This window comes from Bradyrhizobium sp. 179, from assembly GCF_023073535.1.
Taxonomy (GTDB): Bacteria; Pseudomonadota; Alphaproteobacteria; order Rhizobiales; family Xanthobacteraceae; genus Bradyrhizobium.
Window position 1 is genome coordinate 49987 of record NZ_JADPJR010000149.1, and the last position, 16089, is coordinate 66075.

Here is a 16089-nt window from a genome sequence, read left to right on the forward strand (position 1 = left end):
AGTCCCAAGCGCATGCGCTTTGGTCGATCCGATACGAGCCGAGAGCTCTTCACCTCTCCCGTGGGAAGAGGTGAAGCCCGGCTATGGCGACGTGGACACGGTCAGTAATGCGGCTCGTACATCTGCGACTGGACCAGGGCCTTCACGTCGTTGGGTGCAGGTCCGTCGGCGAGGCCGCGCTGATAGGCGACGTCTGCGACGGCGGCGGCGATACGGACCGAGACCTCGCGGATGCGCGGCAGCGCCGGATAAAGGCTGCCTTGCGCGAGGTCGTCCTTGCCGACGCAATCGGCGAGCGTGTGGGCGGCTGCCATGAACATCTCGTCGGTGACGAGGCGCGAGCGGCTGGCGACGACACCGAGGCCGACGCCGGGGAAGATGTAGGAATTGTTGCCCTGTCGCGGCACGAAGGTGCGGCCGTTGAGCGTCACCGGATCATACGGGCTGCCGCAGGCGAACAGCGCGCGGCCCTCGGTGTAGCGGTAGGCATCCTCCGCCGAGCACTCGGCCTTCGAGGTCGGATTGGAGAGCGCGAACACGATCGGCTGCTCGTTGAGCTCCGCCATCGCCTTGAGCACCTCGGGGGTGAAGGCGCCGCCGACAGCGGCGACACCGATGATTGCCGTCGGCTTCAGCGTCTTGATCGCAGTCACGAAATCGGCGATCGGCGCCTGGCCGGCGTGGGCATAGCGCAGCTTGTGGCCGGACAGGCCATCGCGGCCGCTGACGACGAGGCCGCGGGAATCCACCAGCCAGTTGCGCCGGAGCGCTTCGGCCTCCGCCAGCCCGTCCGCCATCATGGCGGAAACCACGAGGTCGGCGATGCCGGTCGCCGCCTCGCCAGCGCCGAGGAACAGGATCCGCTGATCCCTGAGCTTGCCGGCGGAGACGCGCAGAGCCGAGAACAGGCCGGCGAGCGCCACCGCCGCGGTGCCCTGGATGTCGTCGTTGAAGACGCAGGCCTCATCCCGGTATTTGTGCAGCAGCTTGAACGCCGAATGGTTGGCGAAATCCTCGAACTGGATCAGCACGCCCGGGAACGTCTTGCGCGCGGCCTGCATGAATTCGTCGACGAAGCTGTCATAGGCCTCGCCCGTCAGCCGCCGCTCGCGCAGGCCGAGATAATAGGGATCGTTCAAGAGCTCTTCGTTGTTGGTGCCGACGTCGAGCACGATCGGCAGGCACAGCTCGGGATGCACGCCGGCGCAGGCCGAATAGAGCGAGAGCTTGCCGACCGGAATCCCCATGCCGTTGGCGCCGAGATCGCCGAGGCCCAGGATGCGCTCGCCGTCGGTGACGACGATCAGCCTGGCCGGATAGGGCCAGTTCTTCAGGATCTCGGCGATCTGGCCGCGATCGCGCGAGGAGATGAACATCCCGCGCGGCCGCTGGAAGATCAGGCCGTATTTCTGGCAGGCGAGCCCGACGGTCGGGGTGTAGATGATCGGCTGGATCTCGTCGATGTTGTCGACGACGACGCGGAAGAACAGCGCCTCGTTGCGGTCATGCAGCGCGTTCAGAGCGACGTATTTCTCCAGATCGGTCGGGAGCGTGCGCAGATTGGTCAGGACGCGCTGAGCTTGCGTCTCCATTGTCAGCACGCAAGGCGGCAGCAGGCCCCGCAGGCCCAGCGCCTCGCGCTCGGATTCGGTGAAGGCGGTGCCCTTGTTGAGCAGCGGATCGCGCAGCAGCGTCATGCCGTGTGATTGATCGGACGATGTCAGTTGGGCAGCGACCCGGGCAGGTCTCTTCACGAATTCCCCCAAGGAGTTTCTTATTGAACGCGGACATTGTCGGCCAGCGCTCCCCCGAGATCAAGGACGTTGGGACTGAGGCATCTATTGTGATCTCGCACCGCAGCGAGATTGTCGCGCGAGGCATGCGGTTTAACGAAGCAAAAGGTTAACCGGCCGCCCGTCTTGGCGTCAGATGGGCGGCGTTGTCGGCCGGCGGCGCGATCTGCATCAAGATGGTCTGGGTCGCCGAGGCGACCTCGATGCCGCTCTGCTGGAAGCGCAGCTTCATGCGGCGGTTGAATTCGCGCTGGACCGGCCAGCGGCCGGCCTCGGTGCAGCGGATCTGGCCGACGATCGACACCATTGCGCCATCGACCTTGTCGATGCCCCAGAGCTCGAGATCGCCGCGGATCAGCGCACGGAACTCCGGCTCGCGCCGCATCTCGTCCACGATGTCCTTGAGAATCTGGCCGGCGCGATCGGTGTCTTCCTTGTAGGCGACGTTGACGCTGACGGAAGCGTTGCCGGCGCCACGGCTGGCATTGGTGATGGTCGTGACCGCACTGAACGGCACGATGTGCACGGCGCCATCGCCGGCGCGCAGGCGGATGGTGCGGATCGAGACGTTCTCCACCACGCCTGACAGCCCCGACACGCTGACATTGTCGCCGACCTGCACCGTGTTCTCCAGGAGCAGGAACAGGCCTGTGATGAGGTCCTGCACCAGCTTCTGCGATCCGAAGCCGATGGCAATGCCGACGATGCCGGCGCCCGCGAGCAACGGGGCGACATTGACGCCGATCTCGCTCAGCGTGGTGAGGCCGACGACGGTGGCAATCAGGCAGAGCAGCGCCGTCCGCAGCATCGGCTGGAAGGTGCGTAACCGCGCGGCGCGGGCATAATGGCCGTCCCGGGACAGCGTATTGATCTGCCGGTCCAGCAGCGCGTTGCTGGCTTCCCAGATCGCGGCCGCGATGAACGCTGCGACGCCGATCGTCACCACGGCCGAGATCAGCCGGCTGCCGATCTGGCCGCCGTAGAACCAGACGATCGCGTCCACGCCCCAGACTTCGAGCACCGCCACGAAGCCGATGAAGGCGATCACGCCAGATACGATCTTGCGCAGCAGCGGTAGATAGCGGTTGGCACGGATCTCGAGGCCGGGAAAGCGCTGAAGGATCTCCGGCCTGATCCGGAAGCCGCGGTCGATCAGGCTCAGCGTCAGCATGATGGCGACGCGAGTCATCAGCGCCACCACGACCGTCCCGACGAAATACTGCAAGAGCAGCGAATAGCCGTTGCGGATGTTGAGCGCCCACACGGCCCAAAGCGCAAGATCGAGCCCGATGGCAAGATAGTGCCAGCTGCCGGCGATGCGATTGCGCAGACGAGCCGCGATCCCTTGCCGGTCGGCCGGCGCACGGATGGCTTCGGCGACCTGGCGGCGGCATTGCAGGATGATGACGACGACGAAGAGGTGCACGACCAGCATCACCATGCGCAGCAGCGCGGCGTAGCCGGCACGATGCAGGCCGAGCAGCAGGGCCACATTGGCAAAGGCGATGCCGGATACGCCGACGCCGACGATGCGGCGCGCCCAGATCTCGATGTAAGCTGCGGTTTCGGCCCGAACCGGGAACAGGCCGAACGGTCCCGCCAGCGCCCGGATCACGCAGATGAGGCCGCGGGAGAACGCATAGGCATTGACGACCGCGAGGATCACGAGGCGAACAGTCGTAGGCTCGCCGATCTCGGTCCCGAGCAGCGCGGTGGCGATGCCCACGAAGACGACCACCGGCAGCAGTTCGAGCACGAGGCGTCCCAGCACGAAGGGCAGCCGCAGCAGGATCTGCCAGACCCGCGCCAGACTGTGGCGGCGCCTGTGCAGTTCGGGCGCGGGGGTGACATCGACCACCGATGACGGCGGATCGGCAATCGGCAGCGCCTGTGCTGGCAGGCGCGCGGTCTGCGGCACGCGTCCTTCCAGGAACGCAACCGGACGCCGGATCAGGCGGAACATCACCCATTCGGCCGCAAGGGCGCAGCCGAGCACCAACGCCAGCTTCCAGGCGGTCTCGATCAGGAGATTGTAGGCGGCGGGATCGTTCGCGGTCCGCATGATCCAGTAATAGAACGCCGGAAAATGCGTGAGCGTCCGCGCCATGCTGGCGATCTCGCTCGATATCGAACCGATCTCCTCCGACACGGTGAGCAGGAGCTGTGCACCGAGGCCGTCGGCCGAGAGCGGGATCGGCGATTTCTGCTCGGGCGCGGCCGGTGCAGCCTGCTGACCAGATGCATTCGCGATTGCGCGCAGCGTGTCGATCATCTGCGCACGCTTCTTGTCGTCCTGCAGTGTCTCAAGGGCACGCTTGGCTTCCTCAGGCGACAGCGCGGCCGTACTGCTCGCAGCCGGCGTCTCGGCGCGGGCGCCGCAGAGAGATGAGATCGCGAGGAAGAGAGCAGCGAGGAGCGCCGGGGCGAACTTATGCGACACGAAGATTCCTTGGATAAAACAGATGCGCCGGCGGAGTCGGTATCGTCACCACCGAAGCACATGCGTCATGTCGGATGACCGTTATTCGCCCCGGACCTGTGTCGGAAGTTGGCCTTCGAGACGACATTCTCTTGGCATTTGCCGCAATGCAGGATCGAAGATGGCACAGGCTCAGCGCAGCGAGACGTCATGAGAACACTGCGCGCAAGGGCTCTCCCGCCATTCCGCAGGGCTATCGCATCTGGGAAGCGGAATCCCTGCGGCCGATCCTTCGAGACGCCCGCTTTGGCGGGCTCCTCAGGATGAGGGCGGAGTGTGCGGCAGCAGTTGCAACGGACTCGAGGCCAATTAGCCTCATCCTGAGGAGACCGCGGCGCGGTCGTCTCGAAGGACGAGGCGCTTGCTCAGGCCGGTCCAAGAGACCATATGCGACTGCCCCGCGCCATTCCGGGAATTAGCCCGGAATGGCGACAAGGAGGGAGGAGGGACAAGGCAGGACCTAAATACGTACGCCGCGGCGGCCTCGGCGCGGCCAGCCAATGATCGACGTGATGCAAAATACAGCGCCGGGAAGGTAGGGGCTTTGCCTCACTGATGCAGCCCGCTAAACCTTGACCCGGCGTGCCGTTCGCGGTTTTTGCCGCTATGCGATAGTCCGAACGAGCTCCATCGCACTTAGCGGCTGGATTTGCGGAGGTGGTGTCATAGACCTCCCCTTGCTCATGAGGTGGACGTTGCGCGTCGCTTGTTTGCGACCGCTGTGATGCTCCTCCCGAGACACAAAACTGTCAAGCGGGATCCATGATCTGAAGGATCACATTTGAAGGCGGCGAGTTCCCTGAACGGGGCATGGTGACATCATGCTCCTGTTTTGCCCGACGTGTCAAACGGACTTCGTAAAATCCGCAAGCGCTGCGACGTGACCGGCAAGCCATTGATTCCGCTATCTGCGGCTACTGTGCATGGGGTTGTTTTCGCAGTTTTGATCCATGGCCGGCTCGCCTAGAGAAACATATCTGCCAGATCGACCGACGAGGACTTGCCGACCCGGTCGAAGTTTTGCGCCAGCCAGCTTTGCGCCGCCGCGCGGCCCTCGTCGCGCAGGCGGCACAACAGGCCCCATTCCGGGTGGAATTGCGTGGCCGTGCCGAGCTGCGACATCAGCTGGTCGTTGCCGATCCAGTGCATGTACATGCGGCTATGCCTGTTGCTGTCGAGCTCGCCGTCGTCGATCAGCCGCGTGGCGAAGGCGATCGCGCGCATTTCTCGCATCAACGACGAATTGAAGCTGATCTCGTTGATGCGGTGGAGGACGTCAGCCGCACTGGTCGGCAGCGCGTCGCGCCGGATCGCCGTGACCTGCACGATGATGACGTCGTGGCTGCCCTTGCGGTAGATGAGCGGATAGATCGCGGGATTGCCGAGATAGCCGCCATCCCAATAATGCTCGCCATCGATCTCGACGGCCTGAAAATAGGGCGGCAGGCAGGCCGAGGCGAGCACGGTTTCCGCGGTGAGAAACGGGCTCTGGAATACCTTGATCTTGCCGGTGCGGACGTTGGTGGCGTTGAGAAACAGCTGCGGCGCCTCGGGCGCGGAATTGAGCCTGTCGAAATCGACCACGCGCTGCAGCAGCGAGCGGAGCGGATTGAAGTGGAAGGGATTGAGCAGGTTCGGCGGCAGCGTATGCGTCAGCGTGTGGATGAAGGCGTGGACCGGATGATATTCCGGCGGCAGCTTCAGGGCCTGGATCCACTGGTTGAGCGGCGAGAGCAAATCGTACGCCCGGTCCATGCGCGAGACTTCGTACCAGAATGCGTGCAGGCTCTGCCGCGCCGCCTCCGCGCCGCCGTTTGCCATGCCGGAGGCCAGCGCCACCGCATTCATCGCGCCGGCGCTGGTGGCGCTGATCGCCTCGATTGCGAGCTTGCCGTCCTCGAGCACCTGGTCGAGCACGCCCCAGACGAAGGCGCCGTGCGCGCCGCCGCCCTGGAGCGCGAAGTTGACGTTCTTGCGATCCGCGGTGCCGGTGGCTGTCACTTTGCCCGCTTCTTGCCTCCCTTTCCTTCTTTCTCCAGCGCCTTGCGCACCTCGTCGAACTCCTGCAGCGAGGCCTTGTCGACACGAGGAACTTTCAGGTCCAATTTTTCGAGCGCAGCATTGATCACGGAGCCGATCACGACGCGCGCGAACCATTTGTGGTCGGCTGGCACCACGTACCACGGCGCATGAGGTGTCGACGTGTGCCGCACAATGTCCTGATAGACGGCCTGGTAGCGCGGCCACAGCGCGCGCTCCTTGATATCGTCCATCGAGAACTTCCACTGCTTGGCCGGCTCTTCCAGCCGGTCGAGGAAGCGCTCGCGCTGCTCGTCCTTGGAGACGTTGAGGAAGAACTTCAGCACCACGGTGCCGTTGCGGCAGAGATAGCGCTCGAAGGCGGAGATGTCCTCGAACCGCTCCTTCCAGATGTTCTTGGTGACGAGCTTTGCCGGCAGCTTCTCCTTGTCGAGGATCTCCGGATGCACGCGCGTCACCAGACATTCCTCGTAATGGGAGCGGTTGAAGATGCCGATACGGCCGCGCTCCGGCAGCGCGACCACGTGGCGCCACAGGAAGTCGTGATCGAGCTCCTTGGTGCTCGGCGCCTTGAAAGAATGGACCTCGCAGCCCTGCGGATTGATGCCGTCGAAGATCGCCTTGATCGCACTGTCCTTGCCGCCGGCGTCCATGGCCTGGAATACGATCAGGAGCGACCAGCGGTCCTGGGCGTAGAGCGTCTCCTGAAACGTGATCAGCCGCTTCTTGTTGGCCTCCAGGATCTCCTGCGCCTTCTCCTTGTCGAGATCGCCCTTCTCGTCGGTCTTGTGGTCCTTGAGGCGAAACTTGCCGGATCCATCATAACGGAACGGCGTAATGTAACGGTCGAGCTCCTGGGCGATCGATTTGGACGGCTTCTTGCTCATGAGTTCGGGGACACCTTACGTTGCGGCTTCAGTCGGTCGAGCACGCTACCAAGAATGCCCTTGGGAAGGAATATGATGAAAAGCACGAGCAGCACGCCATAGACGAGATTGTCCCAGCCGACCGCCTTGGTGCCGAAGCCGATGCGCAAGGTCTCCGCAAGCAGGATGGTGATGATGGCGCCGACAGTCGGGCCGAGCGAGACGAACAAGCCGCCGACGATGGCCGCGAACACCATCTGGAGCGACACGGCGATGCCGCTGACGGTATCGGGCGTGATGAACATCTGGTACTGGCAATAGATCGCGCCGGCGAGCGCCGTCATCAGCGCGCTGAGCAGCGTGATCTTCAATTTCTCCGCGGTGACGTCGACGCCGGCCGCGGCGGCGGCATCCTCATCCTCTGAGATCGCCTCCAGCGCATGGCGAGCCATGCTGCGGTCGACCCAGTGCCAGACCACGATGCCAAAAAGCCAGATCGCGAGCGCGATCAGATACCAGGTGGTCTTGTCGTCGAATTGCAGCGCCAGCAGCCTGTTGCCCGCCGCCCGGTTCGGCGTGTAGCCGAGCGAGCCGCCGGTATAATCGCGCGTCGCGGTGATCACCTGGAGCACGATGCCTGATAGCGCCAGCGTCACCAGCACGAAATAATGCCCGGTGATGCGGAAGCGGAAGCAGGGATAGCCGACGATCAGCGCCAGCGCACCGGCCGCGGCCATGCTGACGGGAATGCCGATCCATGGCGAAAGGCCGAGGTGATTCCACAACAGCGCGGTGACATAGGCGCCGATCCCCATGAAGCCGCCGTGCCCGAGCGAGACGAGGCCGAACCGCCCCATCATCGACCAGGACGTGTAGGCGAACGACCAGATCAGGATCAGCACGAGAATGTGCAGGTGATAGGGATCGCGATAGACGAAAGGGAGCGCGACCAGCGCCGCCAGACCGATCCCCCAGGCTGCAAGTCGTCCCTGCCCCATCATCGGCGCCTCGCCAGGAGGCCTGCGGGCCGGATGAACATCATGACGATGAAGAAGGCGAAGGCGAGCACGTAGCCCCATTCGAGATCGGAGAACAGGCCGCCGAGCGAGATGATCTCGGCGAACACGAAGGAGGCGATGAAGCCGCCGATGAAATTGCCTAAGCCTCCGAGCACGCAGATCAGGAACGTGATCGGCCCGAAGGAGAGGCCGACGAAGGGATGCACGTCATATTGCAGCACCAGAAGGCAGGCAGCGAGCCCGGCCAGCGCACCTCCAAGAGCCGAGGTGATGAGATAGATCCGCTTGGTGTCGACGCCCATCAGCGCCATGATCTGCCGGTCCTGCGAGATGGCGCGGATCGCGGTGCCGGTGAAGGTGCGCGTCATGAACAGGTAGACCGCAACCATGCCGACCAGTGCCGCCACGAAGGACAGCAGCCGTGCGTAGCTGAAATTCATGTCGCCGAAGGCGAGCACCGGCAGGCGGATGCCGAGATTGCGGAAGTCGATGCCGAACGCGACGGTGGCAAAGCTCTGGAGCACGAACAGCACGCCGCCGGTCGCGAGCAGTTGATTGATCGGCGGCGCCGTGAGCAGCGGCGCGATCACGAGGTAGTGGAGCGCCGCGCCGAGGAGCGCAACCAGCAGGATAGTGAAGGGCGCAGCGATGAAATAGCTGACGCCGTAATACTGCACCATGAAGTACATAGCGTACATGCCGATCATCACGAGTTCGGCATAGCAGATCCAGGTCACGTCGATGACGCCGAAGATCAGGTTGAGGCCGAGCGCGAGCAGCGCCAGCACGCCGCCGAGCAGGATGCCGTTGATCACGGCCTCCAGCAGATAAATGTCGAAGACGTCCAGAAATGCCTGCATGCCCCCTCACACCCCGAGATACGCTTCCTTGACCGTGTCGCTCGCCAGCATCTCGGCCGAGGTGCCGGAGGCGCGGATCGTGCCCGCCTCGATCAGATAGGCGCGATCGACCACTTTCAGCACCTGCTGCACGTTCTGCTCGACGATCAGCACGGTCAGGCCGCTGGCACGGATCCGCTTCACCAGTTCGAACACCTGCTGCACCATGAGCGGCGCGAGGCCCGCCGACGGCTCGTCGAGCAGCAGAAGCTTCGGATTGGACATCATGGCGCGGCCGATCGCGCACATCTGCTGCTCGCCGCCGGACATGGTGCCGGCCATCTGGTGGCGGCGCTCCTTCAGGCGCGGAAACAGCTCGAACACGACGTCGAGCCGCTGGGCATAGTGCCCGCGCGCCTCTCTCATGAAGGCGCCCATCTTGAGATTGTCGTCCACCGTGAGCTGCGGAAACAGCCGCCGGTTCTCCGGCACATGCGCAATGCCGAGGCCGACGATCTTGTGCGACGGCGTCGCCACGAGATCAACACCTTCCATCTTGATCGAGCCGCGCGAGGGCCGGATCAAGCCGGAGATGACGCGCATCAAGGTGGTCTTGCCGGCGCCGTTGGGGCCGATGACGCCGACGGCTTCGCCGGCCTTGACGTCGAGATTGACGTCGAACAGCGCCTGGAACGTGCCATAGCCGGCATTGACGCCGCGGAGCTCCAGCATCATTGCCCTCCCGCGCGGCGGCGCGCTTCGGCGGCCGCGGCCTGCGTCGTCTCGGCATCAGTCCCGAGATAGACCTCGATCACCCGCGGATCGCCCGCAACCGCGCTCGGCAAGCCTTCCGAGATCTTCTCGCCGTGATCGAGTACCATGACGCGATCGACGACGCGCATCAAGACGCCCATGATGTGCTCGACCCAGATGATGGTGATGCCGAGTTCGTCGCGGATGTTGCGCAGCATGTCGGCGGCCTGATCCATCTCGGTCTCGTCGAGGCCGCCGAGGCTTTCGTCCGCCAGCAACAGCTTTGGCGCGGTGGCGAGCGCCTTCGCAAGCTCGAGCTTCTTCAGGCCGGCTGCGCCAAGGCCATCGACACTGGCATGGCGATCAATCGGCAGGCCGACCATCGCCAGCGACCGCTCGGCCGCTTCCTCGGCCTTGACGCGACTGTGGCGGCCCTGGCCGTAGAAGCCGGCGAGCGCGACATTCTCGAAGATGGTCAGGCGACGGAAGGGCCGCGGAATCTGGAAGGTGCGGCCGATGCCGCGGTTGATGATCCGGTGCGGCGGAAGGCCTGCGATCTCATGTCCGGCGAACAGGATCGAACCGGAGGTCGGCGCCAGCGTGCCCGAGAGCATGTTGAAGATCGTGCTCTTGCCCGAGCCGTTGGGTCCGATCAGGCCGAGGATCTCGCCCTGTTCGACCCTGAACGAGACGCTGTTGACGGCTGTGAAGCCCCCAAACCGCTTCACCAGCCCGCTGACTTCCAACACCGAAGCACTCCGCCGCTACTGGTTGCTGTAGGGGGTGCCTTTCGGCAGCGGCAGCACCGCCTCGCGCTGCGCCTGGCTCTTGGGCCACACCACGGAGGACTTGTCGTCGATGTACTGGATCACCACGGGAAACGAGCGTTCGTTCTGCCCGGCCATCGGCGTGCCCTCACCGTAAAACTTCACGCCGAAGCCGAGCATGGTGCCGCCCTCGGGAATGTCGGTGTCGAGCGCCGCCTTGCGCAGCGCGTCGGGATCGACACCGCCATACTTCTTGATCGCTCGCGGCAGCACGTCGCTCATGAATACATACGTGTTGGACGCGCCGATGCCGACATGGGCCGAGCGGATGGCGACGCCCGGCCTGATCTTGTCGAATTCGTCGCCGACCATCTTGATCACGGGCGGGAGCTTCGGATCCAAGGTCTTCTGGTTGGCGAGCCAGATCGATATCGGGTCGGTGTTGAAGATGTACGCGGCGTCCGCGCCCATGCCTTCCTTCAGCTTCTCGTAGACGCCATAACCGGCGCCATGCCCCATCAACGCGCCGAACTTCAGGCCCTGCTCGCGGGCCTGGCGCAGCAGCAGCGTAATGTCGGGGTTGTAGCCCGTGTGGAAGATCACGTCGGGCTTGGCGCGCTTGAGCTTGGTCACCAGCGCGGAGAGGTCCGGCGCGGTCGCCGAATAGCCCTCCTTCAGCACGACGTTGAAGCCGGCCTTCTTCGCACCGGCCTCGTTGCCCTTGGAGACATCGACCCCATAGGCCCCGTCCTCGTGAATGATGGCGACGCGCAGGTCCTTCGGCTCCTTGCCGAACTTCTCCTTGGCGTTCTGCGCGATGAAATCCATCGTCATCATGCCGAACTGGTCGCCGCTCGCCTGCGGGCGGAACACGTATTTGTAGCCCTTGTCGTTGAACACGGCCGACGAGATGCAGGTCGTGATCCACATAAACTTCTTGAGCTGCTCGACGCGGGCGGCGACCGGTACGCATTGCGCCGAGGAGAAGAAGCCGAGCACCATGTCGACCTTCTCCTGCTCGAGCAGGCGGACGGATTCGTTGATGGCGATGTCAGGCTTGCTTTGCGCGTCGGCGTAGACCGCCTCGACCTTGTAACCTTCGACGCCGGTCTTGGCGAAATGGTCGAGGATGATCTTTGCGCCGATATAGCCGAGCTCGGAGCCGCCGCCGGCGAGAGGTCCGGTCAAATCGAAGACGACGCCGATCTTGATCTTCTTCTCTTTGCCTTGGTCTTGGGCCTGGGCGGACACCGCCAAGGCCGCCGCGGCAATCGCGACCAACAGCCCACGTACCAAACGGGTAGCCATGCGCAGGCGCATCAGAACCTCCCTGGACGATTGTGCATCGCATTCTTGTTGCTTTTGCTTTTTCGCCCATCACATGGGCTGAGAGAAGCGATGTCAAGCCTCGCGCGTCAGCGAGAGGCGAGCCGCTGTGCAATAAAGGCCGTGACAAATCGCGGCATGGACGGCGTGAGATCGCTCATCCCGCGCACGAGATGAATGGCCGACAGTTCGGGCTCGGCCTCGCGCGCGAGATTGGCTTCGATCCGGGCGCGGGCCACCTCGCCCGGCATGTCCAGGTTGAGGACTTGAATCATCGCAATCACACGGCCGGAGACCACGCAGTGCCAGTCCGCCTCCGCCGCGTAGTCGTCGGCGGTCAGCCCCGTCTCCTCCGCGACCTCGCGGACGACGCTGCCGGGAATGTCGAGAGCCCCGTCCTTGATGTCGTCGAGGTCGGGCGTGCCCGAAGGGAAATAGATGCGGCCCGAATTGGCCGTGTGCTGCGCCATCTCGCCCAGTACGAAGGCGCCGTCGGAGGTGCGCAACGCGCCCATGCCAAAACCGTTGAACACGGCCGGATCAGGAAAGCCCCAGTCGCGCCAGGCGAGGAAGCTGGCGAAATCGGTCTCGAAATAGGTCGCGGCGAAATGGCCGTCCGTGAACACGGCGTCGCGTCCGAGCAGCACGCGACCGTTCCAGATCTTCGGCCGCTCGCGCTGCTTCTCGGCAAAATGCGCCGCGATCTCGGCGCGACGCTCCTCGGCGAACGGCCACACGACCGGCCGCACCGCAAGATCAAGCGCCGAGACGCAATGAATGACCGGTGACGTCATGACGCCTGACCACTACGCCTTCGCGTCACTTATTTGGCATTCCCCGTCGTCTTGTTGGCCTGATCGACAAATTTGTTGGTGAAGGTCTTGCTGACGTCGATCTTGGCGTTCGCCACCTCGGGCGAACCGACGCTGAACACCGCAAGCACGGCCTCCGCGCCCTTCGGGTCCATCTTGCCGGTTTCGGAAAACATCGGAATCGTGTTCTTCAGCGCAGCGAGATAGAGATCCTTGTTCTTGCCGACCGTCTCCTCCGGCATCTTCGCCATGATCTCCTCGGGCGAATGCGAATGGATCCAGGCTAGCGTTGCCAGGATCGCATTGGTAAGCGCCTGTGTCTCCTTCTCATGACCGTTGACCCAGGCTGCCGTCGAGTACAACGCGCCGCCCGGATATTCGCCGCCGAACGTCTCGAGCGTGTCCTTCTGGGTGCGGGTGTCGGAAAGAACGCGTAAATCCTTGTGGTTGCCCTGAAGCACGGTGACGGAAGGATCGAGCATCACGGCCGCGTCGATCTGGCCTTGCTCCATGGCTGCGACTGCGGTGGCGCCAAGGCCGACGCCGATCACGGCGGTGCCGGCGGGATCGAGGCCGTTCTTCTTGAGCATGAATTTCAGGAAGAAGTCGGTGGAGGAGCCAGGGGCGCTCACGCCGACCTTTTTGCTGGCGAGATCCTTGACCGACTTGATGTCGTTGGTCCGAGAGGGTGCGACCACCAGCACGAGGCCGGGATAGCGATCATAGACCACGAAGGCCTGAAGCTCCTGCTTCTTGGCGGCGAGATTGACGCAATGGTCGAAATAGCCGGAGACGACGTCGGCGCTGCCGCCGAGCACGGCTTTGAGTGCGTCCGACCCGCCCTTCAGGTCGACCAGTTCGACACTGACGCCGGCCTTCTCGTATTCGCCGAGCTGCTTGGCCAGCACGGTGGGCAGGTAGCACAGGCAAGAGCCGCCGCCGACCGCGATGGTCACCTTGCTTTGCGCCGCGGCAAGACCGATGGTGAGCGTCAGCGCGAGCAGCGCGCCGGCGAGCCTGGCAATCGTGTTCTTCATTGGCTTCCTCCGTTCGGCCGGCGGCACCATAGAGCAGCGGGGCGGGCTTGAGAAGCACCGCCTAAGTGGGCTGGCCATCGGCCTTTCGGCGCAATAGCATGTCCAAACAAGAACAAATCTTGATGGGGAGGATCATCCATGAATCGCCTTGCTGCCGGGCTGTCGATCGCCGCCGCCTTTGCCGCCGGATGCGGCGCCACCCACCTGCTCCGGCCGGCGCTCGCCGCCGAAAACATCACCGCGCAGATCGTCCATACCGGCGAGATGGAAGGCGATGCGCTCGGGCCCGCAAACGCTGTCGGCTACCGCTCCAAGATGTTCGCGAGCGCGGACGGTGCCACCGTCTCGATCCAGGTCGGCAACGTGCCCAAGCACATGCATCCCAACACCAACGAGATCCAGTACATCCTGGACGGCACCGGGACGATCTGGCTCGGCGACAAGGAGGTGACGGTGAAGCCCGGCGATCTCGTGATCATCCCGAAGGGCACGCCGCATGGCGGCACCAAGCCGATCAGCGGCCAGGTCAAGGCGATCGCGATCAAGACGCCGCCGCAGGCACCCGACGACACCAAGCTGCTGGATTGAACGTTCGCGATCGGGGCTCGCGCCGACGCGCGGCCCCTTGCGCCCTAGCCGCGACCGTCCGACGCCGTCGGCCGCCAAACCAGTAGCCGCCGCTCCACCAGCGTGACGCCAAAGTCGATCAGGATCACGAAGGCCGACAGCACGAACATGCCGGCGAACACGCCGGCGACGTCGAAGATGCCTTCGGCCTGCTGAATGAGATAGCCGAGCCCGGCCGCCGATCCGAGATATTCGCCGACGACCGCGCCGACCACGGCGAAGCCGACCGACGTATGCAGCGAGGAGAACATCCAGGACAGCGCCGACGGCCAATAGACGTGCTGCATTAATTGGCGCTCGCTCATGCCGAGCATGCGGCCATTGTCCAGCACGGTGCGGCTGACTTCCTTCACGCCCTGATAGACGTTGAAGAAGACGATGAAGAAGACCAGCGTCACACCGAGCGCGACCTTGGACCAGATGCCGAGGCCGAGCCACAGCGCGAAGATCGGCGCCAGCACGACGCGCGGCAGCGCGTTGACCATCTTGACGTAAGGGTCGAACACGGCTGCGACCAGTGGCTGGCGCGCAAACCAGAAGCCGACCAGCACGCCGCCGACCGAGCCGATCACGAAAGCCAGGATCGATTCCGCAAGCGTGATTCCGAGATGTTTCCAGATCACGCCGGACGCGAACCACTTCACGATCTGGCTGAATACGTCGAACGGATTGGAGAAGAAGAACGGCGGCAGCAGGATCTTGCCGAAGACGGGGACGGTCGAGAGCACTTGCCACGTCACGATGCAGACGACCGCGACCAGGACTTGCAGCGCAAGCAGCATCGGGCGCGACATCAGACCGCCTCCGCCGCCTGCGTGGACTGAACGTAACCCTTCATCACCTCGTCCTTGAGCACGCCCCAGATCTCGCGATGCAGTGAATGAAACTCCTTATCGAGCCGGACCTCAAAAATGTCGCGCGGGCGCGGCAAGCGCACGCGCCAGTCACCGATGATGCGCGAGGACGGCCCCGCCGACATGATCAGGACGCGATCGGCGAGTGCGATCGCCTCTTCGAGATCGTGGGTGACGAACAGCACGGCCTTGCGGTCGGCGTTCCAGAGATCGAGCAGCAGATTGCCCATGACTTGGCGCGTCTGTGCATCGAGCGGCCCGAACGGCTCGTCCATCAGCAGGATTTTTGGATCGCGGATCAGCACCTGCGCCAGCGCCACGCGCTTGCGCTGGCCGCCCGAGAGCATGTGTGGATAGCGGCCTGCGAACGCACCGAGGCCGACGGAGGTCAGCCATTGCTGCGCCCGCGGCAGCGCTTCGGAGCGCGGCGTGCCCTTGATCTCGAGCCCGATCGCGACATTGTCGAGCGCGGTCTTCCACGGGAACAGTGCATCGGATTGGAACAGGTAGCCGGCATCCCGGTTCAGCCCCGCGAGCGGCTGGTCGAATATCCTGACGCTGCCCGCTGCCGGCTTGAGCAGCCCGGCGGCGACGTTGAGCAGCGTGGATTTCCCGCAGCCGGTCGGGCCGACAATGGCGACGAACTCGCCCTGCGCCACCGTGAGATGGGCTTTCTCCACCGCCGTATAGACCCGCCCGTCCCGGAGGTGGAACGCGACCTTGGCATCTTCCAGCGCCACTGCCGTGGGCGTCGTCATGTGCTTCCTCCAAACCTGGACCGATGCCTTAGCCGCTCGCGCGACCAAGTTCAATCAAGGCGCCAAGCGTGCTACGCATGCAGCTCTTACCCCTTCACCCTCCCCTGCAGGGGAAGGTA

The 16089-nt window shown here is 64.1% G+C and carries 13 protein-coding genes and 1 pseudogene; 1 reads left to right on the forward strand and 13 read right to left on the reverse strand.

Annotated elements, in window-relative coordinates:
- Nucleotides 1–101 precede the first annotated feature (101 nt).
- From IVB12_RS34360 to IVB12_RS34410, 11 genes and pseudogenes are all read right to left on the reverse strand, one after another.
- The gene (locus tag IVB12_RS34360) at nt 102–1754 is read right to left on the reverse strand and encodes an NAD-dependent malic enzyme (protein ID WP_346658534.1); all 1653 of its coding nucleotides are present in this window, start codon (nt 1752–1754) and stop codon (nt 102–104) included.
- A gap of 148 nt (nt 1755–1902) precedes the next feature.
- On the reverse strand, nt 1903–4233 hold the full coding sequence (locus IVB12_RS34365) for a mechanosensitive ion channel domain-containing protein (RefSeq protein WP_247306459.1): 2331 nt from the start codon (nt 4231–4233) through the stop codon (nt 1903–1905).
- A 1002-nt stretch (nt 4234–5235) separates the two neighbouring features.
- A complete protein-coding gene (locus IVB12_RS34370) occupies nt 5236–6273 on the reverse strand; it encodes a patatin-like phospholipase family protein (RefSeq protein ID WP_247306461.1) in 1038 nt (345 codons plus the stop codon).
- The gene (locus IVB12_RS34375) at nt 6270–7199 is read right to left on the reverse strand and encodes a polyphosphate kinase 2 family protein (RefSeq protein WP_247306464.1); all 930 of its coding nucleotides are present in this window, start codon (nt 7197–7199) and stop codon (nt 6270–6272) included. Before IVB12_RS34375 ends, IVB12_RS34370 begins: the two co-directional genes overlap by 4 nt.
- Nucleotides 7132–8179 (reverse strand): annotated as a pseudogene (locus tag IVB12_RS34380) (branched-chain amino acid ABC transporter permease). Before IVB12_RS34380 ends, IVB12_RS34375 begins: the two are co-directional and overlap by 68 nt.
- Nucleotides 8176–9057, reverse strand: a complete 882-nt coding sequence (locus tag IVB12_RS34385) for a branched-chain amino acid ABC transporter permease (protein ID WP_247278555.1) — start codon at nt 9055–9057, stop codon at nt 8176–8178. The pseudogene IVB12_RS34380 and the gene IVB12_RS34385 overlap by 4 nt, the downstream one beginning before the upstream one ends.
- 6 nt (nt 9058–9063) lie before the next feature.
- On the reverse strand, nt 9064–9768 hold the full coding sequence (locus IVB12_RS34390) for an ABC transporter ATP-binding protein (RefSeq protein ID WP_247306468.1): 705 nt from the start codon (nt 9766–9768) through the stop codon (nt 9064–9066).
- On the reverse strand, nt 9768–10538 hold the full coding sequence (locus tag IVB12_RS34395) for an ABC transporter ATP-binding protein (RefSeq protein WP_247306471.1): 771 nt from the start codon (nt 10536–10538) through the stop codon (nt 9768–9770). The genes IVB12_RS34390 and IVB12_RS34395 overlap by 1 nt, the downstream gene beginning before the upstream one ends.
- 15 nt (nt 10539–10553) lie before the next feature.
- A complete protein-coding gene (locus IVB12_RS34400; RefSeq protein ID WP_247306474.1) occupies nt 10554–11876 on the reverse strand; it encodes an ABC transporter substrate-binding protein in 1323 nt (440 codons plus the stop codon).
- A 95-nt stretch (nt 11877–11971) separates the two neighbouring features.
- Complete coding sequence (locus IVB12_RS34405; protein ID WP_247306477.1) at nt 11972–12676, reverse strand: NUDIX hydrolase; 705 nt, start codon at nt 12674–12676, stop codon at nt 11972–11974.
- Between the two features lie 29 nt (nt 12677–12705).
- Nucleotides 12706–13731: an ABC transporter substrate-binding protein gene (locus tag IVB12_RS34410; RefSeq protein WP_247306480.1), complete on the reverse strand. Its 1026-nt coding sequence runs from the start codon at nt 13729–13731 to the stop codon at nt 12706–12708.
- Between the two features lie 138 nt (nt 13732–13869).
- Here IVB12_RS34410 and IVB12_RS34415 point away from each other — a divergent pair, with 138 nt between their 5' ends.
- A complete protein-coding gene (locus IVB12_RS34415) occupies nt 13870–14319 on the forward strand; it encodes a cupin domain-containing protein (RefSeq protein ID WP_247306482.1) in 450 nt (149 codons plus the stop codon).
- Nucleotides 14320–14363: 44 nt separating this feature from the next.
- On the opposite strand, the gene IVB12_RS34420 is transcribed toward IVB12_RS34415, so the two are convergent.
- Entirely contained in the window at nt 14364–15152 is a 789-nt protein-coding gene (locus IVB12_RS34420; protein ID WP_247306485.1) for an ABC transporter permease, read from the reverse strand.
- Nucleotides 15152–15970 (reverse strand): ABC transporter ATP-binding protein, encoded by an 819-nt coding sequence (locus IVB12_RS34425; RefSeq protein WP_247306488.1) that lies wholly within the window; start codon nt 15968–15970, stop codon nt 15152–15154. The genes IVB12_RS34420 and IVB12_RS34425 overlap by 1 nt, the downstream gene beginning before the upstream one ends.
- Nucleotides 15971–16089 lie beyond the last annotated feature (119 nt).